Annotated in this window: 18 protein-coding genes, 1 pseudogene and 1 riboswitch; of the genes and pseudogenes, 8 read left to right on the top strand and 11 right to left on the bottom strand. The window is 74.4% G+C overall.

Annotated features, from left to right (window positions below; all coding sequences use genetic code 11):
• Positions 1-35 precede the first annotated feature (35 nt).
• Positions 36-563: a nuclear transport factor 2 family protein gene (locus ABEB09_RS33415; RefSeq protein WP_345693660.1), complete on the top strand. Its 528-nt coding sequence runs from the start codon at positions 36-38 to the stop codon at positions 561-563.
• Here ABEB09_RS33415 and ABEB09_RS33410 read toward each other — a convergent pair.
• Positions 524-859 (bottom strand): annotated as a pseudogene (locus ABEB09_RS33410) (DoxX family protein); the annotation flags it as partial. The gene ABEB09_RS33415 and the pseudogene ABEB09_RS33410 overlap by 40 nt on opposite strands.
• Before the next feature lie 20 nt (positions 860-879).
• Positions 880-2,061 carry an FAD-dependent monooxygenase gene (locus tag ABEB09_RS33405; RefSeq protein ID WP_345693659.1) on the bottom strand — a complete coding sequence of 394 codons (1,182 nt, stop codon included), beginning with the start codon at positions 2,059-2,061 and terminating at the stop codon, positions 880-882.
• Between the two features lie 91 nt (positions 2,062-2,152).
• Here ABEB09_RS33405 and ABEB09_RS33400 point away from each other — a divergent pair, with 91 nt between their 5' ends.
• The 3 genes from ABEB09_RS33400 (at position 2,153) to ABEB09_RS33390 (ending at position 5,785) form a co-directional block, all read left to right on the top strand.
• The gene (locus ABEB09_RS33400) at positions 2,153-2,809 is read left to right on the top strand and encodes a TetR/AcrR family transcriptional regulator (RefSeq protein WP_345693658.1); all 657 of its coding nucleotides are present in this window, start codon (positions 2,153-2,155) and stop codon (positions 2,807-2,809) included.
• 338 nt (positions 2,810-3,147) lie between these two features.
• On the top strand, positions 3,148-4,530 hold the full coding sequence (locus ABEB09_RS33395; RefSeq protein WP_345693657.1) for a family 2B encapsulin nanocompartment shell protein: 1,383 nt from the start codon (positions 3,148-3,150) through the stop codon (positions 4,528-4,530).
• A complete protein-coding gene (locus ABEB09_RS33390; protein WP_345693656.1) occupies positions 4,517-5,785 on the top strand; it encodes a SufS family cysteine desulfurase in 1,269 nt (422 codons plus the stop codon). Before ABEB09_RS33395 ends, ABEB09_RS33390 begins: the two co-directional genes overlap by 14 nt.
• A 97-nt stretch (positions 5,786-5,882) precedes the next feature.
• Here the strand turns inward: ABEB09_RS33390 and ABEB09_RS33385 are convergent, their stop codons facing one another.
• From ABEB09_RS33385 to ABEB09_RS33370, 4 genes are all read right to left on the bottom strand, one after another.
• On the bottom strand, positions 5,883-6,644 hold the full coding sequence (locus tag ABEB09_RS33385; RefSeq protein ID WP_345693655.1) for a transglutaminase domain-containing protein: 762 nt from the start codon (positions 6,642-6,644) through the stop codon (positions 5,883-5,885).
• Positions 6,645-6,739: 95 nt separating this feature from the next.
• The gene (locus ABEB09_RS33380) at positions 6,740-7,543 is read right to left on the bottom strand and encodes a DUF427 domain-containing protein (protein WP_345694170.1); all 804 of its coding nucleotides are present in this window, start codon (positions 7,541-7,543) and stop codon (positions 6,740-6,742) included.
• 159 nt (positions 7,544-7,702) lie between these two features.
• Positions 7,703-8,611 carry a hypothetical protein gene (locus tag ABEB09_RS33375; protein ID WP_345693654.1) on the bottom strand — a complete coding sequence of 303 codons (909 nt, stop codon included), beginning with the start codon at positions 8,609-8,611 and terminating at the stop codon, positions 7,703-7,705.
• Complete coding sequence (locus tag ABEB09_RS33370; RefSeq protein WP_345693653.1) at positions 8,608-9,039, bottom strand: hypothetical protein; 432 nt, start codon at positions 9,037-9,039, stop codon at positions 8,608-8,610. Before ABEB09_RS33370 ends, ABEB09_RS33375 begins: the two co-directional genes overlap by 4 nt.
• Before the next feature lie 128 nt (positions 9,040-9,167).
• Here ABEB09_RS33370 and ABEB09_RS33365 point away from each other — a divergent pair, with 128 nt between their 5' ends.
• Positions 9,168-13,091, top strand: coding sequence for a CHAT domain-containing protein (locus ABEB09_RS33365; protein WP_345693652.1), 3,924 nt, complete (start codon positions 9,168-9,170; stop codon positions 13,089-13,091).
• A 21-nt stretch (positions 13,092-13,112) separates the two neighbouring features.
• On the opposite strand, the gene ABEB09_RS33360 is transcribed toward ABEB09_RS33365, so the two are convergent.
• A complete protein-coding gene (locus tag ABEB09_RS33360) occupies positions 13,113-13,886 on the bottom strand; it encodes an NIPSNAP family protein (RefSeq protein WP_380839632.1) in 774 nt (257 codons plus the stop codon).
• Positions 13,887-14,084: 198 nt separating this feature from the next.
• Between ABEB09_RS33360 and ABEB09_RS33355 the strand changes: the two genes are divergently transcribed.
• Positions 14,085-14,717: a DinB family protein gene (locus ABEB09_RS33355; protein ID WP_345693651.1), complete on the top strand. Its 633-nt coding sequence runs from the start codon at positions 14,085-14,087 to the stop codon at positions 14,715-14,717.
• A gap of 85 nt (positions 14,718-14,802) precedes the next feature.
• On the opposite strand, the gene ABEB09_RS33350 is transcribed toward ABEB09_RS33355, so the two are convergent.
• The 4 genes from ABEB09_RS33350 to ABEB09_RS33335 all read right to left on the bottom strand — a co-directional run bounded on the left by ABEB09_RS33350 (position 14,803) and on the right by ABEB09_RS33335 (position 19,462).
• Positions 14,803-15,513, bottom strand: a complete 711-nt coding sequence (locus ABEB09_RS33350; RefSeq protein WP_345693650.1) for a DUF4232 domain-containing protein — start codon at positions 15,511-15,513, stop codon at positions 14,803-14,805.
• A 163-nt stretch (positions 15,514-15,676) separates the two neighbouring features.
• Positions 15,677-16,231, bottom strand: a complete 555-nt coding sequence (gene tpg, locus ABEB09_RS33345) for a telomere-protecting terminal protein Tpg (protein ID WP_345693649.1) — start codon at positions 16,229-16,231, stop codon at positions 15,677-15,679.
• Positions 16,232-16,240: 9 nt separating this feature from the next.
• On the bottom strand, positions 16,241-18,538 hold the full coding sequence (gene tap / locus ABEB09_RS33340; RefSeq protein ID WP_345693648.1) for a telomere-associated protein Tap: 2,298 nt from the start codon (positions 18,536-18,538) through the stop codon (positions 16,241-16,243).
• 72 nt (positions 18,539-18,610) lie between these two features.
• Entirely contained in the window at positions 18,611-19,462 is an 852-nt protein-coding gene (locus tag ABEB09_RS33335) for a metallophosphoesterase family protein (RefSeq protein ID WP_345693647.1), read from the bottom strand.
• A 245-nt stretch (positions 19,463-19,707) separates the two neighbouring features.
• Between ABEB09_RS33335 and ABEB09_RS33330 the strand changes: the two genes are divergently transcribed.
• A complete protein-coding gene (locus tag ABEB09_RS33330) occupies positions 19,708-21,630 on the top strand; it encodes a protein-arginine deiminase domain-containing protein (RefSeq protein WP_380839754.1) in 1,923 nt (640 codons plus the stop codon).
• Between the two features lie 73 nt (positions 21,631-21,703).
• Positions 21,704-21,823: riboswitch (cobalamin riboswitch) on the top strand.
• 36 nt (positions 21,824-21,859) lie between these two features.
• Entirely contained in the window at positions 21,860-22,849 is a 990-nt protein-coding gene (locus ABEB09_RS33325) for an ABC transporter substrate-binding protein (protein WP_345693645.1), read from the top strand.
• Positions 22,850-22,863 lie beyond the last annotated feature (14 nt).

The raw sequence follows: 22,863 nt of genomic DNA, 5'->3' as shown, positions 1-22,863 counted from the left end.
TCGCTTCAGGGGCGTTGGGCTGATAGGTGTGGGCGATGACTACGGAGGATCTTGACTCGCTCGAGCGCCTGCTCGCCGAGCGTGCCTGCGAGCGGCTCGTCCTGGAACTCGTTCACCGGCTCGACCTCGGTGAACCCGGCACCGTGGCCGACCTGTTCACGCCCGACGGGGTGTGGGAGTGGCCGTACGACGGGCGGCGGGTCGAAGGACGTGAGGCGCTGCGGCGGTACTTCGGGGCGCGGCCGGCGGACCGGCTGTCCCGGCGGATGTGTACCAACATCCTCGTCACCGTGCACTCGGCGGACACCGCGACGGCCACCACGTACTTCGCGACGTACCGGGTCGACGGCCATACGGAGGGCACGCTCGTGCCGCCCCGGCTGCCGGCGAACATCGGTCACTACGAGGACACGTTCCGCAAGGCGGAGGGTGAATGGCTCTTCGCGCGGCGCACGCTGGTCCTGCCCTTCGGCGGGCCCACCGAACGCCTCGGCGTGTCCGACAGAGCCGATGCCCAGCGTGTGGCGGCGATCGCCGGCGAGGCGGTCGCCAAGGCCAGGTAAGCGCCCGGGAAGGCGATGTTGTGGTACACGCGTGCCCGGATGTGCGCGGCGACCGCGCCGACGCAGAAGAGCACCAGGCCCGTACCGGCGGCGGTGCCGAGAGCGGGGACGCCCAGCAGTCCCACCAGGAGGCCGAGGGCTCCGGCCGCCTTGAGGGCAGCGAGCCGCGGCAGCCAGGACCGCGGGACGCCGACGACGGCCGAGTTGGCGAGGACCTGCGGGTGTCTCGCCAGGTCCGCCGCGGCGATCCCGGCGTCGGCCGCGACGGTGACCAGAATGACGGGGGCGGGGAGGATCTGCGCGCCCTGCCTTCCTCTCAGTTCCGGGGAGGGCGCCAGTCGGCGATGGACGCGAAGGACCGCAGCATCAGGTCGTCGGGGCCGAACCGGCCGACGCCGGCGACCAGGGCGTCGCGCACGGCGAGCAGCAGCGGGCTGGTGAGGTGGTTGAGGCGGGCCGTCCTGGCGGCCTGGCGCACGATGGCCGTCGTGCGGGGCAGGCGGTCGCGGGTGTACGCGGCGAGGGCCCGGCCCGGGTCGCGGCCGTCGTGCCGGGCGCCTGAGACGTGGTGGGCGAGGACGACGGCGTCCTCGATGGCCTGGTTGCCGCCCTGCCCGAGCGTGGGCGTCATCGCGTGGGCGGCGTCGCCGAGGAGGGCCGTCCTGCCCCGGTGGTACGCGGGCAGGGGTTCGGCCAGCTGCCGTACGTCGTGGCGCAGGACGCCCTCGGGGTCGGCGGCGGCCAGGAGGTCCGGGATCGGGTCGTGCCAGTCGGCGAAGCGGCGCCGGAGTTCGGCCTTCTCGCCGTCCGCCGAGCGGCCGCCCTCCGGGACGACGGCCGTGGCGTACGCGTAGACGCGGCCGTCCTTCAGCAGGTGGCTGCCCCACACGCCGCCGCGCCCCCACGTCTCGTGCGGCGGGAAGGCCCGCTCGGGGGCGGGAACGACGATGCGCCAGGCCGTGAAGCCCGCGTACCGGGGCCCCGGATGGGTGGGGAACAGCACGCGACGGACCCGCGAGTCGATGCCGTCCGCACCGACGACGAGGTCGGCCTCCAGATCGCCGTGCGGGGTGGCGACCACCGCGGGTCGGTCCGCCGCACCGGGGTCGGCGAGGGTGGAGCGGCAGTCCAGACGCAGGCACGAGTCCGGCAGGCCGGAGCGGAGGATCTCGACGAGGGTCGCGCGGTGCAGCGTCACCAGCGGGCCGCCGAACCGCGCGGTCGCCGCCTCGGAGCCCGACCGGACCAGCCAGCGGCCGGACGGGGTGCGGATGCCGCCGTCGCCGTGCCAGGTGGCGAGGTCCCGCACCGCGTCGCCCAGTCCGATGACGTCCAGGGCGCGGTGGGCGTTGGGTGCCAGGCCGATGCCGGCGCCCACGGGGGCGAGGGTGCGCGCCGCTTCGAGCACGGTCACCGACCAGCCCAGGCGGTGCAGGGCCACCGCGGCGGTGAGTCCGCCGACCCCGCCTCCTATGACCACCGCACGGGATTGACGCATGGCTCCTCCTCGGACCGACCCGTCGCACTACACCTGTAGTGCGCTCCGCTCACGGTACTACAGCTGTAGTCGCGCGGGGTAGGTTGGGCCCATGGCCTCACGCACGACCGGCGCCTCCCGCGCCGCACTCATCGCCGACACCGCACTCGCCCTGCTCGCCGAGCGCGGCATGCGCGGGCTCACCCACCGCGCCGTGGACGAGCACGCCGGGCTTCCCCAGGGCTCGACGTCCAACCACGCCCGTACCCGGCAGGCCCTGCTGGAGGCGGCCGTACGGCGGCTGGCGGACCGCGAGGCGGCGCTCCTCGGCCCGGGCGGAGCCCTGCCGATGCCGGAGGCAGGCCCGGAGACGGACCCGGGGGCGGGCCTGGAGACCGTCGCCGACGCCCTCGCCCTGGCGCTGCACCACTACCTCCAGCACCACCGCGACCTGCTCGTCGCCCGCTACGAACTGGCGCTGGAGGCCACGCGCCGGCCGGAGTTGCGCGCGTACTACGACGACGCCGGGCGGCGCTTCACGGAGCCGCTGACCGCCCTCGCCGAAGCCCTGGGGTCGCCCGACCCGCGGCGGCACGCGCTGTCCCTGGTCGCCTGGTGCGAGGGCATGCTGTTCGCCTGCGTCGTCGGCTCGTACCACGTGACGCCGCCCGGTCCGGAGGAGCTGCGCCGCGGCACCCTGGAACTCCTGCGGGGCATGGTCGACGACCGCCACGTCGAACAGATCCGGACACCTCGGGCACAGGGGTGAACCCGTCACCATAAGGGCCACTTGAGGGATCCCAAAGTAACCGTAAGGCTCCAAATCGGGCCGTATTCAGCTCGTTGGGGATCGGTACGCGAACACCAGGGAAGGAAATTGTTCGATAACCGTACGTGTCGTGACCTCATCACCTGCGATTCCGCCGGGCTCCGACCTCCCGCCGAGAGCCCGAAGAATCAGGCCATGAACCCTCAAGAGCCCATAAATACGTACTTGTGATCAATGGGTGTCCGGCAGAGGATCGCTGCTCGTTCCCGCATGGCACCCGGGCCGACGCCACCGCCGGCCCGGTCGTCACGCACACCTTCCGGGCGAGGAGGATCCCTGTGAGCGACCGGCTGAGTCTCAGTCCCGAGGCGGCACGGCAACTCGCGAGCACCACCAAGACCACCCCGCAGATGCGCGGCATCACCCCGCGCTACCTGCTGCGCGCTCTTCCCTGGGTGGACGTCGAGTCCGGCGTCTACCGCGTCAACCGCCGCCGTACGTACGTCCTCGGCGACGACCGCATCAGCACCCACACCGACGACGGCACCGCCCGCGTCGTCCCCGGCGACCTCCGCGAACTGCCCTACCTCAGGGACGCCGACGACGCCTTGCTCGACATGCTGGCCGACGCGTTCACCGAGGTGTCCTTCGAGCCCGGCGAGGTGCTGAGCGCCGACGGGGACACCGCCGACCGGCTGTGGGTCCTGGTCCGCGGGCGTGCCGAGAAGCGGGTCGACGGCCCGTACGGCGAGGACGCCCTGCTGGAGGTCATCGGCGACGGGCAGTTCTTCGACCTGGAGGCCTGGACCCGCGCCGGATCCATGCCGTACCGGGTCAAGGCCCTCACGTCGGGCGTCGCCCTGTGCCTGGACCGCGGGGCCCTCGCCGAGGTGATGGACCGTCACGAAGGCGTGCGGGCCGCGGTCGACTCGTACCTCACCGAGGGCGCCTCCCTGGCGGGCGCCGAAGTGCCGGTGGACCTCAGCGCGGGCCACGCGGGCGAGCCGGACCTGCCGGGCACGTTCGTGGACTACGAGGACACGCCGCGCGAGTACCACATGACCCTCGCCCAGACGGTCCTGCGCGTCCACACCCGCGTCGCCGACCTGTACAACGGGCCCATCGACCAGACGCGCGCCCAGGCCATGCTCACCATGCACGCGCTGCGGGAGCGGCAGGAGGCCTCGCTCCTCAACCACCCGCGCTACGGCCTGTTCCACAACGTCGCCCCCGGCCAGCGCGTGCAGTCCCGCACGGGCCGGCCGACCCCCGACGACCTGGACGAGCTGCTGACCCGGGTGTGGAAGCAGCCCTCGTTCTTCCTCGCCCACCCGAAGACGATCGCCGCGTTCGGCCGCGAGTGCACCCGCAGGGGCGTCCCGCCGGTCACCGACAGCCGGTTCGGCAGCCCGCTGCTCACCTGGCGCGGTGTGCCGCTGCTGCCCTCGGACAAGGTGCGGTTCTCGGGCGGCGCCGGCGCCGGTACGACCGAGATCCTGCTCGTCCGGACGGGCGAGGCGGAGCAGGGCGTCGTCGGGCTGCGGCCCGCATCCGTCGCCGACGAGGTCGAACCGGGTCTGTCCATGCGGAACATGGGCGTGGACCAGAAGGGCATCACCTCGTACCTGATGACCGCCTACTTCAACGCCGCGGTCCTGGTGGAGGACGCCGTCGCCGTGCTCCAGAACGTCGGGGTGCACCACTACCATGACTACTCCTGACACCTCCGTACGGCCCCGGGGGCACGGCGGGGCCTTCTCGCCCGAGGCGGCGCGGGCCGACGTGCCGATCCTGCACCGCACGGTCAACGGCCATCCCCTGGTCTGGTTCGACAACGGGGCGACCACGCAGAAGCCGCGCCAGGTGATCGAGGCGGTGGCCGGCTTCTACGGGGCGGCCAACTCCAACATCCACCGCGGCGCGCACACCATGGCCCGCGAGGCCACGGAGGCGTACGAGGCGGGGCGGGACGCGGTGGCACGGTTCCTCAACGCGCCGTCGCCGGACAGCATCGTGTTCGTGCGCGGCACCACCGAGGCGATCAACCTGGTCGCCGCGAGCTGGGGCCGTGGACGGGTGGGGCCCGGGGACGACATCCTCGTGCCGGTGCTGGAGCACCACTCCAACATCGTGCCGTGGCAGCTGCTCGCCAAGGAGACCCGGGCACGGGTGGTGCCCGTCCCGCTCCTGGAGGACGGCCGGATCGACCAGGACGCCTACGCCGACCTGCTGTCGATGCGCACCCGGCTGGTGGTGATCAGCCACGCGTCGAACGTGCTGGGCACCATCCCGCCGGTGCGGGAGATGACCGCCCTCGCCCACCGGTACGGGGCGAAGGTGCTGGTGGACGGGGCGCAGGCGGTGGCGCACCTGCCGGTGGACGTACAGGCGATCGACGCCGACTTCTACGTGTTCTCCGGGCACAAGATCTTCGCGCCCACCGGGATCGGCGCCCTGTACGCCAAGCCGGAGGTCCTGGGGACCATGGCGCCCTGGCAGGGCGGCGGCAACATGATCGAGTCCGTCGGCTTCGACCGCACCACGTACGCCCCCGTCCCGCACCTCCTGGAGGCCGGCACCGGGCACATCTCCGGCGCCGTCGGGCTGCTGGCGGCCCTGAACTGGCTGACGTCGTTCGACCGCGACGCCATCACGGCGTACGAGACGTCACTGCTGGCCTACGCCCGCGAGGCCATGGCCACGGTGCCCGGCCTCGACGTCCTGGGCGACGCGCCCGAGCGCGTCGCGGTGCTCACGTTCACGCTGGCCGGGCACGAACCGGGCGCGATCGCGGCGTGGCTCGACCGGGACGGCATCGCCGTCCGCGCCGGCCACCACTGCGCCCAGCCGGCCCTCGCCCACTACGGCCTGACGAGCGCGGCCCGCGCGTCGTTCGCGCTCTACAACACCCGGGAGGAGGTGGACCGCCTGGTGGCCTCCCTGCACCAACTGCGGCAGAGCGCCCCCACGGCCTGAACACCCGGCACGGCGCCCCCTGGAGATCAGGGGGCGCCGTGCCTCACCCGCCGCCGGCGTGACGGTGCGAGGCAGGCGCCTTCACCCGAGTGACCGGTCATGCTGCCGTGCGGTGGCCGAGGAGGGTGTCGCCGACCAGGCGGGCCGGGGGGCAGAGCGTCTGGCCGTGGGTGGTGAACAGGGCGTCCCGCGAGGGGAATCGGCCCAGGTCCGTGCGGACCGAGGCCGACAGGTCGTACGCCGAGCAGCTGCCGGTGCTCGCGCACAGGGAGCCGTCCCAGTCCACCGCGGTCGTCGCGAGCGCCTCGAAGAGCGTCTGCGAGCCGCGGTTGGTGAAGCCCGCCGGGCTGCGGGACGCCAGCGTCTCCAGGCTGCCGAACAGCTCCGACGCGCCGACCCATCCCGCGTCGCCGGGCAGGTGGAACTCCGGCCACGCCAGCACCACGTCGCGCGGCACGAGGAACCGCACCCTCGGGAACCTCGGATACCAGAACGACCCGTCCACCACCAGGCCCCGCACCCGTGTCGGCACGCCGAGCGCCCGGGCGACCGCCTCCAGCACCGCGAGCCGCTGGCTGCAGGAACCGCGCCCGCGTGCCAGCGTGCGCGACACCGGCTGGGTGTCGTTCATGGCGTAGACGGGCCGTACGCGGCGCACGATCAGCCGGTGCGCGGCCGCCAGCACCGACCGTGCGTCGTCCCGCCCGGCCAGGCGCCGTGCCTCGGCCACCAGGTCGGTCACGCGCGGATGGTGCAGGTCCAGGATCGGCGTGGCCGCGCAGGAGCCGGGCTCCTCGGCGGCCGGCGCCGTACGGGCGGTGCGCCGCCGCCACCAGGGGGTGAGCACGAGGCAGGTCATGGCCGCATGCTAGGGCCGGCTCGGGTGCTGCGGCACGGCGGGGTGGCGATGTGCGCGCACGCGCCGGGACGGCCCGGTCCCGCGGGAGGGGCAGGTCAGTGCCGACCGGTGGCGCCGGGCCCGTAGAGCTTGCTGAAGTACGTGACCGGCCGCTCCAGCCGCTCGCCGTCGACGAGCAGGTCGACGAACTCGTTGTAGAAGGCCACAAGACCGCTGATCTCCCGCACCGCCGGCAGCGGGTCCGGATAGCTCCAGGCGACGTTCGGCGGGACCTGTCCGGCGCCCTTCCACGACCAGTAGTCCGTCGCCACGCCCTTGTACGGGCACCGGGTGGTGTGGTCCGTGGGGGTCAGCAGGTCGAGCCTGACCTCCTCGCGCGGGACGTAGTAGCGCACGGGCAGCTCCGTCTCGAAGAGGAGGACGGGCCTGTGCGTGTCGGCGACGGTCGTGCCGTCGATCTCGACGCGGACGTGCCGGCTGCTGGGGAGCACATCGACGCGTTTGTACGGGTCGCGGGGGTGGACGAAGATCTCGGTCTCCTCCTCGTACCAGTGGTCGAGGACGGCGCGGCCGAACCATTCGAAGAGAACGTGTCCGGCCAGGTCCTCACCGGGGAAGGACCAGGCCGCGTGGGGCGTGACCTCGCCGTCCACCACCAGGTCGTAGCAGGCCGACGCGCCCGGGTGCCGCCCGGCCGGAGGGCGTGGCGCCAGGCGCAGCAGGTCGACTCGGACGTCGGCCTCCGGGAAGGCGTAGAGCGGTACCGGCCGGTCGGGCTCCCACACCAGGAGCGGCCGGCGGCTGTCGACGACGGTGGTTCCGCCCTTGGTGGCGCGGACCCAACGCTCGGCGGGCTCCCAGACGATGGCGTCGGGCGGGAGGGGCGGTCGGCGGACCACGCGCGGCCCGTCGGGGAGCCGGTGGTCGGGCGAGGTGTCCACGGTGGGCCTCCAGGGACCGGGCTGGTGCGGAGCTGTTGTTCCTCCTCCTGCCGATCCTCCTCGCCCGGTGCCGGGAGCGCATGTCCGCGGCGCCGGGCCGCCGGGTTCATGCCGGCATCAAAGCGCCGGGTTCGTGCGGTCCTTGCGCAGGACGGCGGTCGTCGCGGCGCCCGTCTCGGGGGTGAGCCGGTCCGGGCAGTCGATGCCGAGCTGGCCGGCCAGGTCGCGGCCGTACAGGTCGACCGCCGCCTCGACCAGGTCGGCCTGGACAGCCACCGCCTGGCGGGAGCGGTGGCGGGCGGCCAGCAGGACACCCGCGGCGATCGGCGCGGCGGGCCACCACAGGACGGCGAGCGGCAGGTAGAGCAGTCCCCAGCCGGTGAGCCGGGCCGCCGAGTCGCAGCCGGTCCTGGCCTCGGCCAGTTCGGCGCGGGCCGCGTCCGGGAGCATCAGCCACAGGCGGGGCCAGGCGGCCGACAGGTCCAGGTGGTAGCTGTCGTGGACGCGCTCGTCGACGGCGTACAGCCGGTCCCCCACCCAGGTCGGCCGCCGTGCCGGTACGGGGCAGACGGCGTCGCGCCGGGCGATCGCGGCCCGCAGCCGCTCCGCCGCGCGCGGGGCGCCGCCCCCCTCCGCGAACTCCCGCAGGGCCGCGTCCACTTCGGCCTGCGCCCGGTCCCAGCGCCGGCCGCGCCGCCGGGCGAACCGGCGCAGCACCGGTTCGTCGCCCGCCGCGCCCCAGGTCCACTCGACGAGCAGGGCCGCCGCCGACGCGGCCACTCCCGCCGCGGCGGACGCGGCCGTGAAGCCCATCGCCGCGATGAGGACCGTTCCGAACCGGCCGCTGGCCGGTGCGGCGGCGACCCGGTCCAGCCAGGCGGCCAGCGGGCGCGGGTCGAGGGCGTCGCCGTGGCCGAGCAGCACGGCGACGACGACCGCGATGACGTAACAGGCGCCGGGCAGGAGCAGCAGCGCGGCCCAGCGGCCGGCGACCTGTTTGCCGAGTTCGGCGAGGATCACGCTCACAGCCGGAACCGCCGTGCCCGCAGGGGCGCTCCGGTCAGGGCGCACAGCGGCGGCTCGGCGTCACCGGTGCGGGCCTCCCGGGAGTCGCGGGCGGCGGCGCGGACTTCCTGGGCGGCCCGGGGCTCCAGGCGGTTGCAGGGGCGGTCCGCGGGGCAGCCCCACAGCGTCACGACGGGATGCGGGCGGCCGCCGGCGAACGGTACGTAGGCGCGGGCGCCCGTGGTGAGCCCGTCGATGCCGTGGCGCGCGAACGCCTCGTCCAGCTCCCGCAGGTCCGCCAGCAACCCGGGCCCGGCGGTACCCGACCGCACCGCCTCCTGCAGCCGGTCGAGGACGTCCCCGACCCCGTACCGCGCCGCCCGCTCGGCCAGCGCCCCGCCCCCGGCCTGGGCGCAGAGCCGCCCCAGGCGCTCCGCCACCTCGTCCATACCGCCCCTCCTCGTGTCTCGCGAGACCCAACGTACCCGCCACGGACGGTGATTGCTCTGACACAGTGGGACATCACGGTGGGTGCGGTGGCGCTACGGGTGAGTCACGGGTGAATACGGAGTGGTGCATGAACGACGCGACCAGCCAGGTCCTCTGGACGGGCGGACCCGAACTGGAGGCGTACGCGGGGACGGGCGACGAGGCGGACCTGCCCCCGCTGCCGGGCCCCCGGTCGGCCCCCGCCGGCCCGGCGGGACCGGCCCTGGTCGCGCTCTGGTACTGGTACCGCTATCTGCACCGGCCCGGCCTGAGCGGGCTGCTCGAACTGCGCGCCGCACTCGCGACGGCCGGCCCGCTCGGTGCGGCGGTGGGCCCGGCCGCGCTCCCCACCACGCCCGAAGTCGCCGGTCTGCCCGCCCCGTTGCGGGAGCGCGCCGAGCAGGCGGCCGCGCGTCAGGGGCTGCTGCACCGGCTGCGGTCGGTGCTCCTCCCCCGCCCGCGCGGGGGCGCGCGGTCCTCCGGCGACGGCCGGTCCCTCGCGTCGGACACCATCCACGACATGCTCGACCTGATGGCCCGGTTCGACCGGGACGGGGAGAGGAAGGTGCTGGACGCGACCCTCGACAACCAGGTGCGGTGGCTGGAATCGGGCCTGCTGCCGGACCTGGAGGCGGCCGCGGTGCTCACCGACCACGCCCGCCTGACGTGGACGGTCGCCGAGCGCTGGGCGCCGGAGTACTTCGCGGAGACCGAGCGCATCGCCCGGGAGGCCGTACGGCGCACCCGGCCCGAGAAGCACGATCCGCACCTGGCGAATCGACTGCTGCTCGCGGCCCGCGGTGCCGCGCGGCAGGAAGACGGCGCGCCGGGCGCGCCCGCGCTCGTCCGGGCGGCCGACGACCTGCGCCGCGCGGTCGAGATCGCGCGGCGCGCCGTTCCCGTGTCGCTGGAACCGGCCCGTGAGCTCGTGCCGGTTCTCGTACGGCTCCATGGAGCGACCGGGGAGGACGGGCCGCTGACCGAGGCACTGGCCGTCGCGCACGAGTTGGTGCGCGCGACGGTGGACGGGCACCCGAGGGCGGGGCACCACTGGGCGTTGCTGGCCGCTGTGCAGCGGAGGGCCGTGGCACGGTGGGGTGCCGCCGCCGTGCGGGCGGTCCTCGACCGGCCGACGCCTGGCGCGGGGGGCGGGAGCGGCATGAGCGGTGCCGACCGTACTGGCGGCACCGGCGGCGTGAACCGGGTGGAGGCGCTGTGGGATGCCGCCGAGAACCCCGGCGCGTCGGCGGCCGCCCGGTGGGGGGCCGCCGTCGAGCTGCTGGACGCGGTGCCGGGCGACGACGCGGACCGTCCGCTCGCGCTGGTCGTGGCCGCGGAGGCCGAGTTGCGGCACTGGCGGGAGGGCGGCGACGACGTCACGCCCCTCACGGCTCGCGCCCGCGCGGTACGGGCGGCCGACGCCGCGCCTCCCGGCCACCCGCTGGCGAGCCGCGCCCTCGTCGCGCTCGCCGAGGCGACGATCCACGCGGCGGCCGACCCGGCCACGGCCGGGCCGTCGGACGGCGGCGCGGCACAGCGCCCGACCGCCGCGCAGGGACCGGCCGTTGCGCTCGCCGAGGCCGCCGTGGCGGCCGTACGGCAGGCCGTGCCGCTGCTGCGTGCCGGCGATCCCGGCACGCCCGAGTCCCTCGACCGGCTGGCGGGCGTGCTGTTCGCAGCCGTCGACGTGCTGACGGACATCACCCTGCTCCCGGAGTCCGTCGACCTGCGCAGGCAGGCCCTGGCGCTCACGCCGCCCGGTGATACGTGCCGGCCGTTCCGGCTGGCGAACCTCTCCCAGGCGCTGCGGGAGCTGGCCGACGCGAGGGCCGACCACGCCTTGGGGGACGAGGCCGTGGCGTGCGCCCGGGAGGCGGCGGACGCGCTGCCGGAGGGCGATCCGGCGCGGGACCAGGTGCTGTTCAACCTCGGGGCGGTGCTGTCGTCCGACCCGATGCGGGACGAGGACGCCGAGGGGCGGCTGGCGGAGGCGGAGCAGGCGTACCGGCGGGGACTGGCCGGGCTGCCCGCCGGGCACCCGGACGTGCTCCGCTTCCTGAGCGCGATCGGCCGGGTGCGGCTGCTTCGGTACGAGGAGACCGGCGACCGGCGGCTGCTGGACGACGCCGTGGCGCTGGTGCGGGACGCGGTGGCCCGTACGCCGCGCGACCACGGCATGTGGTGGGGGCGCAACGAGTGCCTGGCGCGGGCGTGCACCGCACTTCACGAGGCGGGCGGCGGCACCGATCCGGCGCTGCGCGCCGAGGCGCTGGCCGCGTGGGAGGTCGTGGCCACCGCCCCGGCCGCGCCCGCCCACCAGCGGGTCGAGGCGCAGGAGCGGCGGGCGGCCCTGGCCCGTGCGGCCGGCGACCCGGCGCTCGCGCTGCGGGCGCTGGAGGCGGCGCTCGACGAGCTCTCCGTGCTCTCGCGCCGCTCGCTGACGGGCCCGTGGCGCAAGGGCGGTGCACGCCACAGCGCCCGGATCGCCGCGCGGGCGGCGGAAGCCGCGCTCGACTGCGGCCGGACCGACCGGGCGGTGGAGCTGCTGGAGAACGGCCGTGCGGTGCTGTACGGGCAGGCGATCGCGACGCGCCGCCACTGGGCGCCGCTGCGGGCGATCGACCCGGAGGCGGCCGGGCGCCTCGCGGAGATCGACGCCCGGCTCGGCGAGGCCGACTTCCTGGCCAACGTGCGGGTCGTCACGACGGAGGTGGTCAGGCGCGGCCTGTTCGGCCGGAAGACCGAGGAGAAGACGGACTCGGTGGACCTGCGCCCCCGCTGGGCCGAGGAGACCCGGCGGCTGGCCGCCGAGCGCGCCGCGCTCCTCGAACGGCTCACCCGGCACCCCGACTTCGCGGAGCTGATGCGTCCGGAGCCGTTGCACCGGCTGCGCGCCCGCGTCGCCGGTGCGCCGGTGGTCTTCGTGCTGGCTCACCGGGAGCGGGGTGACGCGCTGCTGGTGCCGGCCGATCCGGAGCGCCCCGTCGTGCGCGTACCGCTGCCGGGGCTGTCCGAGGCGGCCGTACGGGAGCGGGTCCACCGGCTGGAGGCGGCGGTCGCCGACGCGGGCGACGTGGCCGCCGGGTTCGACCGGCGCGAGGCGGCCCAGGCGGAGGTGCACGCGGTCCTCGCGTGGCTGTGGGACGAGGTCGCCGGGCCGGTCCTGGAGCGGCTTCCGGAGCACGGTCCCGGCGCAGGCGGTGAACCGCCGCGGCTGTGGTGGTGTCCCGTCGGTGCGGTGGTGCGGCTGCCGCTGCACGCGGCGGGCCACCACCGCGCCCCGCGCACCGGAGGGCCGGCCGGCGGACGGCCCCGCACGGTCGTGGACCGTGTCGTCCCCTCGTACACGCCGACGCTCGGCGCGCTGGCGCACGCGCTGCGCGACACGCCGCCGCAGGGCCGCGGCCGGGACCGCACGGGCGCCCTGGTCGTGGCGGTGCCCGACGCGCCGGGGATGCCTCCGCTGCCGCTGGCCGGGCAGGAGGCGCAGGCCGTCATGGGGAGCGTTCCGGGTTCGCGCCTGCTGCTCGGCGGGGAAGCGACCCTGCCCGTCGTGGAGGCGGCGTTGCGCGACCACCGGATCGTCCACTTCGCCTGCCACGGCGACAGCGACGCGGCGCTGACCACCCTGCGCGGCGGCGGGCTCCACCTCGCGTCGGGCGAGACGCTGACCGCCCTGCACGTCCAGGAGGCCCGTCTGGAGCACGGAGCGCTGGCCTTCCTGTCCGCCTGCGGCACCGCCGAGGGCCACCGGGACATGCCGGACGAGCCGATGCACCTGGCCGCCGCGTTCCAGCTGGCCGGCTTCCGCAGTGTGATCGGCACGCTGTGGCCCGCGCCCGACAGCGCCGCCGTGGCGGGGGCGGTGTACGCGGGCCTCACGGCCCGGGGTACCCGCCCGCCCGACACGACGTTCTCGGCCGATGCGCTCAACACCGCGCTGCGCGCGATCCGCGACACGTACCCGGAGGTGCCCACCCGCTGGGCGGCCTACCTGCACACCGGCGCGTGACGACGGGAGGGACGCGCGGGCTCAGCGGATGAGCGAGCGGCCCGTGGGGGCCAGCCGCAGGAGCTGGGGTGGTGCCGTCTGCTCCCGCTGGACGGCCGGCAGGATGTCGTCCCGTACGAGGGGATGGGCCGACGTGGCCGCGACGTGTGCGCGGTGGGCTTCTCCGTCCGCGTACGAGGTGAGGACCGCGACGACGTTCACTCCGGTGCGGACGGGCAGCCGCGGGAAGGTGTTGGGTGCCGTCTCGGTGGTGAGGACCGCGAGCGGGGCGGGTCCCGTGCGGCGGAGCACGGGCAGCAGGCGCTGCTGGATGAGTTCGGAGCCGTTGTTCCGTCCGGGCGGGAAGAACCAGACGGTGGCGGAGACGAACCGGTCCGGTGCCGGGGTCCCGGCCGGCGGCCGCCCGGAGGGGGCGACGAGGCCGTTCCCGGCCGGGGCGGGCCGCAGGAGCAGGACGTCGTCGGAGTCGGCCATGGTCGCGTTGGCGCGGGGTCCGTGCTGGGCCCACACCGGTCCGCCGTAGAAGGCGGTGAGCGCCCGGTGACGTGCCGTCATGTCGGTGAAGCCGCGCAGCCAGACGAACCGGTCGGGGTCGTCGAGGTCCAGGAACTGGCCGAGGATCGCGGCTCCGGCGGCTTCCTGGGGTTCGATGAACTCCCGGTCGAAGAGCGAGACCAGTTCGTCGCGCCGCCCGGGGCGCAGCGTGTACTGGCGGAGTTCGATGACGGAGAGGCCGCTCGCGTCCACGACCGGGTGCGGGTCGGCCTCCGGGTTCGGGTGGGGGTTCGGGACCACTGTGGTGTCCTCCTCGACGGGGTGGCGGGACGGTCGCCCGCGCGTCGACCGTAGGCGCCTTCCCTGTCAGGGGCTGTCAGGGGATTCGCGGCTCCTGCGGGGAAGGGCGCCGCAGGCGCCGTAAATGGGCTGCGTCCACGCCCACGACCATGGGAGGGTGCCGGACGCGGACCGAACCCCGGCGACCAGGAGCGCGCGATGACGACGACCCCCCTTCCACCCCGTCTGGCGCCGCTGCTGGAGCAGTTCGACTTCGCGCGCGAGCGCCTCACCGGCCGGATGGCGGGGCCCGTCATGGACAGCGGCAACGGAACGGGCGTCGAGGTCGAGCCCATGACCGACGAGGAGTACCTGTGGGAACCGGTGCCCGGGTGCTGGTCGGTGCGGGAGCGTGCGCAGGGGCCGGGGCCGCGCGCGACCGAGCTGACCGGTGCGGGCGACTGGGGGCGTGACTCCGCGGCCGGCCCGCATCCCACGCCGCCGCCGTTCACGACGATCGCCTGGCGCCTGAGCCACCTGAGCGAGCTGCTGACCGTGGCCGCCGACCACACGGGGCGCACGGGCACGCTCACCCGGGACGACTACCGCAGCAGCGGCGACGCCGTCGGCGCGATCGCGGCGTTCGACGCCGGGGCCGAGGCCTGGCGGCAGGCGCTGTCACAGCTGGACGACGCCGCGCTCGACACCGTCGGATACTGCACGTACCCGCACGGGAGCTACGACGAGGACCCGTTCCTCGACATCGTCTGGTGGGTCAATCAGGAACTCCTCCACCACGGCGCCGAGATCGCCCTGCTGCGCGACCTGTACCGGGCGCGGCAGCAGGGCTGACCACCGGCCTCGCACCGAGCCCCGGCGGGAGTCGTCCCCGCCGGGGCACGGCCGCCGTCAGTGCTGCGGTCCCGGTCGGGATCCGTCACTTCGACGTGATGAAGTCCAGGGCTGCGCCGGAAGCGGTCGTCCAGTAGGTGACCAGCTGACCGTCGTCCGCGTACAACGTGTCGACGGGCATGGGCACGTCGATCGGCTCGCTCGCGGTGCTGCCGAGCTTGCGGCCGTGCAGCCTGAGGGTGATGCTCTTCGCCTCGTACTCGTCCCTGGCGCCGCCGCTCGCGAGCAGAGCGGCGTGTGCCTCCTCGCCCGGAGCGATGGTGACGGGTGCCCCCGGGTCGGGGTCACTGTCCTGGATCACGGGAACCGTGGTCCGGGCATTGGCACCGAGCCGCACGTGAGGGTAGTGGTAGAGGTTGCACTTCTTGTCGCCGGCGTTCTGGACGGTGATGAGGAGGTGCCTGGCCTCCTTGCTGTCCGCGGGCTCCTTCACGGCGGACACCGCGAGTGCGTCCTGGGTGCAGGCGGCGATGGTGTCCTTGTCGCCGCTACCACCGGTCCCGCCGGTTCCACCGGTGTTGCCCGAACTGCCGCCCGGCTGCGCCGAAGCCGTGCCGCTCGGCTTCGCCGAACCCGTCGCGCTCGGCCGGTCCGAGGCCTTGGGGTCGTCCGAACCGTCGGCCGCGGTCGGCTGGCACGCCGTGGACGCGAGCAGCGCGGCGACCACCGCGGCTCCGGTGGCGTAGGACTTCCAACCCTTGGCGCTCTTGTGGTTCCTGCAGGCAGGAGTGCTCATGGTGTTCCCCCGTGGTCGGCCGCGGGCGGCCGCTCTCGACTTTCGATGGCATGCAGAGTGTGCACCAGGAATCGCCCTCGACGCGTCTGCCCCGTTGGTCTGTTACGGATCACATACAGGGAAGGAGTGGTTCCGCCGGAAATCGCCTGATCAACGGGGTGGTTCAGAAGTCGAGTTCGACGTAGTCGATGTCCGTGAACTCCACCAGCAGCCCCGCGGCGCGGCGGCCGCCGTCCTTGAAGTACTGCTCCTGGAGGCCTTCCGCGACGACTGCCCGGAGCTGTTCGTCCGGGGCGCCCGCCTCCCGGGCCTCGAACAGGCGGGCCGCGTACGCCGGGGGCAGGTGCTGGGTGATCAGGCGGATGCGGCCGTCGTCGGTGGAGCCGGGCGCCGCGGTGAAGCCGAAGCGGGCGCGGGTCTCCACGGTGATCCCGCCCGTGGTGGCCGCGTGCTTCCGGGCGCGCTCCTTGACCCGCGGCTGCCAGCGCTTCGCGACCTCCTCCGCGAGGCGGGCCGCCAGTTCGGGGCGCGGCTTCCTCAACTGGTCCTTCACGTACCGCTCGACGGTGCGCTGGGACACGCCGAGCAGCCCGGCCACCGGCCGGGTGCCTTTGAGCTGCCGGACGAGGAAGCGCATCTGCGCGGGCGCGCCCTTGGGCGCCGGGCGCGTGGCGGTGTTCGCCGTGGCCTTGTCGAGGCTGTCGCCGAGGATGCCCATCGGATGCCGCTACTCCCCGCTGTCCCTGTCGCCGCCCTTGATGTGCCGGGCGGGGTTGTGTCCCTCGTCGAGCAACCTGACCGCCCACATCAGCGACTGTGTGCCCTCGTGCTTGACCATGCCGGGCGACACCCCGAGGCGGAAGGTGCCCGGTGCCGGTTTCCCGTCGGCCGTGTACGGGAGGAAGTCCAGGGGCGAGGGCCCGTCGGCGAGGTAGACCGCGCAGTCGGACAGAAGGGCGACGGGGATCGCCGCGTCCTCGTCGAGCACGAGGCGACCGGCGGGCGTCGGGCGCCCGGCGAGCGCGGTCTTGAGAATCTTGCGGTGCATGTTGACCCTCGCCGTGGCGATGACCGCGGCGCGGATGTCGGGCCGCCACGCCGGCCGGTCCAGCGCGGGCCACCGCTCGCCGTACGTGTGGGCGGCGCCCTGCGGCCGTTCGCGCAGCTTGCCGATGCCGCCCTTCACCGTCGACTTGATCGCCGAGAGCACCGCCGCCATGCCGGGGTCGCCGTCCTTGTGGTGCTCCATCGCCGCCAGGAACGCGTCGGCCGGCATGCCGGAGGTGACGCCCAGGTCCGCCATCGTCGCCTTGTACGCCTCCGACAGGTGCTTGTACCAGGGGTCGAGGTACGGCCCCGACCCGGTGCGCAGCCAGGCCTCCAGCGGGCGGACCGCGCCGGGCAGGCCGTACGTCTCGATCAGCTCCTGCGCGTAGGCCACCGTCGGCGTGGCGTACCACGCGGGGCCGTCCGGGCGGCCGCCGTGCGGGGTGAACGGGCTGGGCAGCCGCGGGTCCAGCTCGATGCCGGACAGGTCCACCAGCCAGGAGCCGGGCGTCTTCCGGTCGAACACCGGCTCCTTGACGTGCACCGGTGCCCCGAGTCCGACGGACAGCCGGTTGGCGGCCGCCAGGAACGCGGTGTTCACGTCGATGCCGACGGCGTACGCGCGCTCGCACTCGGCGTCGGTCAGCAGCTGCGGGTCACGGATCCAGTCGTACGCCTCCTCTTCCAGCACCTCGGCGGGCGTCCGCTGGTGGCCCCGCGGGTACAGGGCGGCGACCGCGGGGTGTTCGGCGGGGGCCTCCGGCGGGGCGGGGTCCACGGGGTGCGTGAGGGAGCCCGGCACCGGGCCCGACACCCAGGCGCCGGTCTGTTCGTCCCGCACCGCGCGCGTGGGCGGGCGCAGCGCGGTCATCGCCTCCAGGCCGCACACGGCGGTCGAGCCCCGGGGCGTGATCACCCTGGTCGCGTAGACACCCAGGACGCGCGCCAGCTCGGCCGGCTCCAGGTCGGCGGCGTCCCCCCACGAACGGGAGTCGAGCGCGCCCCACGGCAGGACGGCGAGCTGTACGCACTGCCGCCGGCCGCCGTCGGCGGGGCGGTAGATGCGTGCCCAGGGGCCGAATCCGCGCCGGGTCAGCCGCCATCCGGCGCGGGTGACCTGCCGTACGGCCTTGTGGTTCTCCGGCAGCCGCAGGCCTCGGCGGTCCTCCAGGACGGGGGGCAGCCCGAGCCGTTCGGCCGCCGCGGCGGTCAGCACGATGAGGGGGTCGGCGTCCTTGCCCCACGGGTGGAGCCGGGGCGCGCCGAGCCGGGACTCGGCGAGGGTCCACTCGGCGAGCGCCGGGATCGTACGGGCCGGGCAGTCCAGGACGAGGCCGCCCGTGCAGTAGAGCGCCCCGTCACCGTCCAGGACGCCGAGGGGCCCGTTCGCGAACCCGTCGTCGGCGGACGTCTCGGGGGAAGGTGCGGACGCCGCCGGGCGTCGGGCGGCGGGTGCACGGGTGCGCGCGGGCGCGGCCACTGGAGCTGTGGCCTGGGGTGGTACGTGAGGCTCGGCCGGGGGCGGTACGTCGGCCGCGGCGGGAGCCGGTGGCGCGGCGGGGGGCACGGCCGCATGGGGCTCCGGCTCGGGTTGTGGCTTCGACTGCGGCTCCGGCTCCGGTCGGAGGCCCGATGCCAGCTGCGGCTCCGGCTGAGGAGCCGGTTCGGGTTCCGCCTGAGCAGCCGGTTCCGGTTCCGGCTCCGGCTCCGGTTCCGGTTCCGGCGGGAAGCGGTCGGCGAGTCCGTCGAGCAGCCGGGCGTAGGCGGCCCGCTTCGGGGGCCGGGGTTCGCTGCGCCCGGACTCCCAGTTGCCGATGGACTCGCGCCGCGTGTTGAGCACCTTGGCGACCTGGTCCTGGGTCAGTCCGGCGGCCTCGCGGAGGCGCTTGCGCTCGGCGGGGGGCGGGAGCGGGTCCTGGGCGACCTGTTCCAGCAGTGCGTCGACGGCACTGAAGAGTGTTTCTTGCTCGTTGGGCACAGGGCTCCACCTCCGGGAGCCACCTTACCCACACCGGCCTCGGGTTTTTCTCTTCGATCGCCTGTGGATCGCTCAGGGTGTCGAGGCGGTCGGCGCGGGACGGCCGCCGGGCAGGATCCGGTGCAGTCCGACAGGTTCCTGGGCGCGCCGGGTCCACTCGCGCGGATAGCCGAGGGACACCTCGTGGTGCGGTACGCCGTCGACGACGACCGTGCGCGGGATGTGCAGATGGCCGTGGACGACGGCGGCGGAGCGGTAGCGGGTGTGCCAGTCGGCGGTGGCCTCCGTGCCGCACCACAGGGCGAAGTCCGGCCAGCGCAGGATGCGGGTGGGTTCGCGGACGAGCGGGAAGTGGTTGACGAGGACGGTGGGGAGGGTGGGGTCGATGGCGTCGAGGCGGGCGCGGGTGTACTCGACGCGGGCCCGGCACCACGCGTCGCGGCTGGGGTACGGGTCGGGGTGCAGGACGAACTCGTCGGTGCACACCACGCCCGCGTCGTGGGCGGCCTTCAGCGCCTCGTCCTTGGTGTGCATGCCGGGTCGGCGGAAGCTGTAGTCGTAGAGGACGAAGAGCGGGGCGACGACGACGGGCCCGTCGGGTCCGGGCCAGTGCGGGTAGGGGTCCTCGGGGGTGATCACGCCGAGGTCGCGGAGGGCGGCGACGAGGTACTGGTAGCGGGCCTCGCCGCGGAGTTGGACGGGGTCGGCGGGCGTGGTCCACAGTTCGTGGTTGCCCGGCGTCCAGATCACCGTGCCGAAACGGTCGCGCAGGAGGCTCATGGTCCGGACGATGTCGGTGGTGGTCTCCGCGACGTCGCCGGCGACGAGCAGCCAGTCGTCGGGCGATTCGGGACGCAGGCCGTCGATGAACGCCCGGTTCTCGGAATGGCGTGTGTGCAGGTCGCTCATCGCGAGCAGATTCATGGTCCTCCCCGCTCCCCCGTCGGCTACGGGATCACCATACGTGACGCACCCGGCAGCCGCTCGGAACCGAGCGGGCGCAGGAGTTGAAGGGGCTATCCCCGTTCTGTCAAGGGACTTGAGGAGGATTCGGGAGCGTCCGGTACGTCTGGGGGGTGATCTCGGGCGGGTGGGGCAACGCACGTCCCGTTCCGCGCATCAGTCCGTGCGAGCACATCGAACTGTGCAACCACAAGAAGGGCCGCATGATGCGTGTGAACACCCCCGGGCGCACCGCCCTCGCCATCGCCGTGGTGACGGCCGCCCTGGCCCCCATGACGCCCGCAGTCGCCGCTCCCGCGCCGGCCGCGGCGGACCTGCGGGCCGATGTGAACCGGGACGGGACCGTGGACGTCACCGGTGCGTCGGACGTGGAGGGCGAGGACACCTGGACGACCGGCAGAGGCGCGGTGCTGCTGCCGAACATCGACGACGACGGGCGGCGTTGCAAGGCGACGGCGCCGAACGGCAAGCCGCTGTCCGACGCGGACCTCGCCCGCTGCAACGACGCGTCGGACGCCGTGGTCAACGGCGCCGCGGACGCGGCGGACCTGGCCCGGCTGCGTACCGTGCCGATGCCCGCACTGGCGGACGCGGCGTCCGGTTCGGTGCGGGTCGTCGGTCCGGGGGCCTCGCGCTCCCGGCTGTTCCTCAAGCGGGCGGGCCGCTGGGTCGTGCTGACCCCGGCCGTGAAGCTGACGGCCGCCGAACTGCGGGCCGGCGTCGAGCTGTACGCGGAGGCCACCGACATCGTCCGGGACCGGGCGGTGTGGGACGGCACCGTGGTCGTCGAACTCGCGGTCGCCCCGGGCGGCGGCGCCCCGGCGACGACGGACCGCGTCACCCTCCGGGTCGCCCCGCTGCTGACCCACCATCACCTGCAGCAGACTCAGCGGGTCATGGTGACGCAGATCCAGGGCGGCGGCTCGTACGGCAAGCGCCAGCGGGCGTTCGTGGAGGCGCTGGACGCGCAGACCCGCGAGGCCGGCATCGGTCCGGCGTCGGTGAAGTTCACCGAGCCCGACCCGTGGACGCAGGACTTCGTGGAGCCCGCCTACGCGAGCATGGCGGGGCCGGGCGGCAAGGCCCAGTCGATGCGGATCATGCTGCGGTCGGCGCAGCCGGACCGTACGGCGGGACGGCAGCTGTTCACGAAGATGCGCGGCCCGGACGTGGGCGTCGTGCAGGTGACGCAGGTCCTCGACTCGGAGGAGTGGACGCTCAACTCCATGGGCAACCTGGAGACCATTCCTCCCTACGAGCACGCCGGCCGTGCGTTCCCCGCCGGGCGGATCATCATGGGTGAGCGCAAGGACACCGGGGCGAAGCCGGCGCGGGCGATGCGCACCCTGCTGGCGTCGCAGGGCCTGCAGGACCCGCTGCTGCTGGACACGTCGTGGCTGCACGTGGGGCACGTGGACGAGTTCGTGCAGTTCCTCCCGGCGGACACGCCGCGCGGCTGGCGGATAGCCGTGGCCGACCCGGAGGCGGGCATGCGGCTGCTGCGGGACGCCAAGGCGCAGGGCCACGGCGGCAGGGGCGTGTTCTCGGTGCCGCCGGCCATCGGGATGGGGCGGCCCGGCGAGACCATCGACCAGGCGCTCGCCAATCCGAAGCTGGCGGCGGACAACGCGCTGGCGGCGCGGCGTATCGCGGCGAACCTGGAGGTCCTGAAGCGGGAGACCGGGGTGACGGACGCCGAGGTGGTGCGCGTGCCGGCCCTGTACACGCGGGGCATCGAAGGGGACGCGGAGCCCGCGGGCGGCAAGAGCGACGAGCGGCGCGTGCCGCTGCTGCGCCGGCTCGGCGGGTCGGCCGAGAGCATGGAGGAGGTCCGCCGCTTCGGCCAGCAGCGGCGGCTGGCGGGGCCGGAGCTGACGGTGCAGACCAGCGCGTACATTCCCGGCGCGGTCAACGGTGTGGTGCTGGGCAAGGACCGGTACCTGGCGCCGAAGCAGTGGGGTCCGGTGATCAACGGCAAGGACGTGTTCACGGAGGCCGTCACGGCCGCGTACCGCGGGGCGGGGATGCGGGTGTCGTACATCGACGACTTCTACACGTACCACCTCGGCATGGGCGAGGTGCACTGCGGGACGAACACGCTGCGCGACACGACGCAGCGCTGGTGGTAGCCCCGACGGGTGCCTGACCGGTGCGCCCCCGCCCCCGCCCGGGGCGGGGGCGTGCCGTCTGGCAGACTGTCGGCGATCACTCAGGGCGGCGTGGTCCAGGAAACCGGTGCGAATCCGGTGCGGTCCCGCCACTGTGACCGGACTGCCGTGCGGCGTCCGGGAGTCAGACACTGACGCGCCGCCTCTTCCATTCCTTCAGGGGACGAGGATCCCCCGGAAAGGCACGGCCATGGCCCGTTCCCGCGCCGCGCTGCGCGCGTTCCTGACGTCCGTTCTGCTCTTCCCGCTCGCCGCTTGTGGTGCCCGCGGTGAACCCGGGGGTGCGTCGGCGTCGTCGCCGGCGGCCGCCGGTTTCCCCTACACCGTCACCAACTGCGGGGTGACGACGACCTACGAGGCGCCGCCCCGGCGGGCGGTGACCATGAATCAGCACGCGACGGAGGTGCTCCTCGCGCTGGGCCTCCAGGACCGCATGGCGGGCACCGCGTACCTCGACGACGCGGTGCTGCCCGAGTTCCGCGACGCCTACGGCAGGGTGAAGGTCCTGGCGAAGGAGTACCCGTCGAAGGAGGTCCTGCTCGGGGCGGACCCGGATTTCGTGTACGGGGGTTACGAGAGCGCCTTCGACGAGGGGGCCGGCCGCGACCGGGCCGGTCTGGAGAGGGCGGGCATCGCGACCCGCCTCAATGTGGAGTACTGCACGGACGGGCCGGTGGGTCTGGAGCAGTTGCGTACCGAGGTGCGGGAGGTGGCACGGACCTTCGGGGTGCCGGAGCGCGGTGAGCGGCTGCTGCGGGAGGAGCAGCGCCGTATCGACGGCGTGCGGGCACGGCTGAAGGGCGTGTCGCGACCGTCGGTGTTCGTGTACGACTCGGGTGACGCGTCGGCGTTCACGGCGGGCGGGGCGGGCGTCGGCCATCAGATCGTCTCGCTGGCCGGCGGCGAGAACGTGTTCGGCGATGTGGACAAGGCGTTCGGGGACGTGTCGTGGGAACAGGTCATCGCGCGCCGGCCCGAGGTCGTCGTGATCTACGACTACGGCGGCACGTCGGTCGAGGCGAAGAAGCGGCGCCTGTTGAACGATCCGGCGCTGGCGGGTGTTCCCGCGATCCGGGACAAGCGGTTCGCCGTGCTGCCGCTGTCGTCGGCCGTGCTGGGCGTGCGGGTCGCGGACGCGGTGGAGGACCTGGCCCGGCAGTTGCACCCGGGCGCGGCGTGAAGGGCGCCGGCGAG

Source organism: Streptomyces coeruleoprunus, assembly GCF_039542925.1.
Classification (GTDB): Bacteria; Actinomycetota; Actinomycetes; order Streptomycetales; family Streptomycetaceae; genus Streptomyces; species Streptomyces coeruleoprunus.
This window is presented reverse-complemented; position numbering and strand designations above follow the sequence as displayed.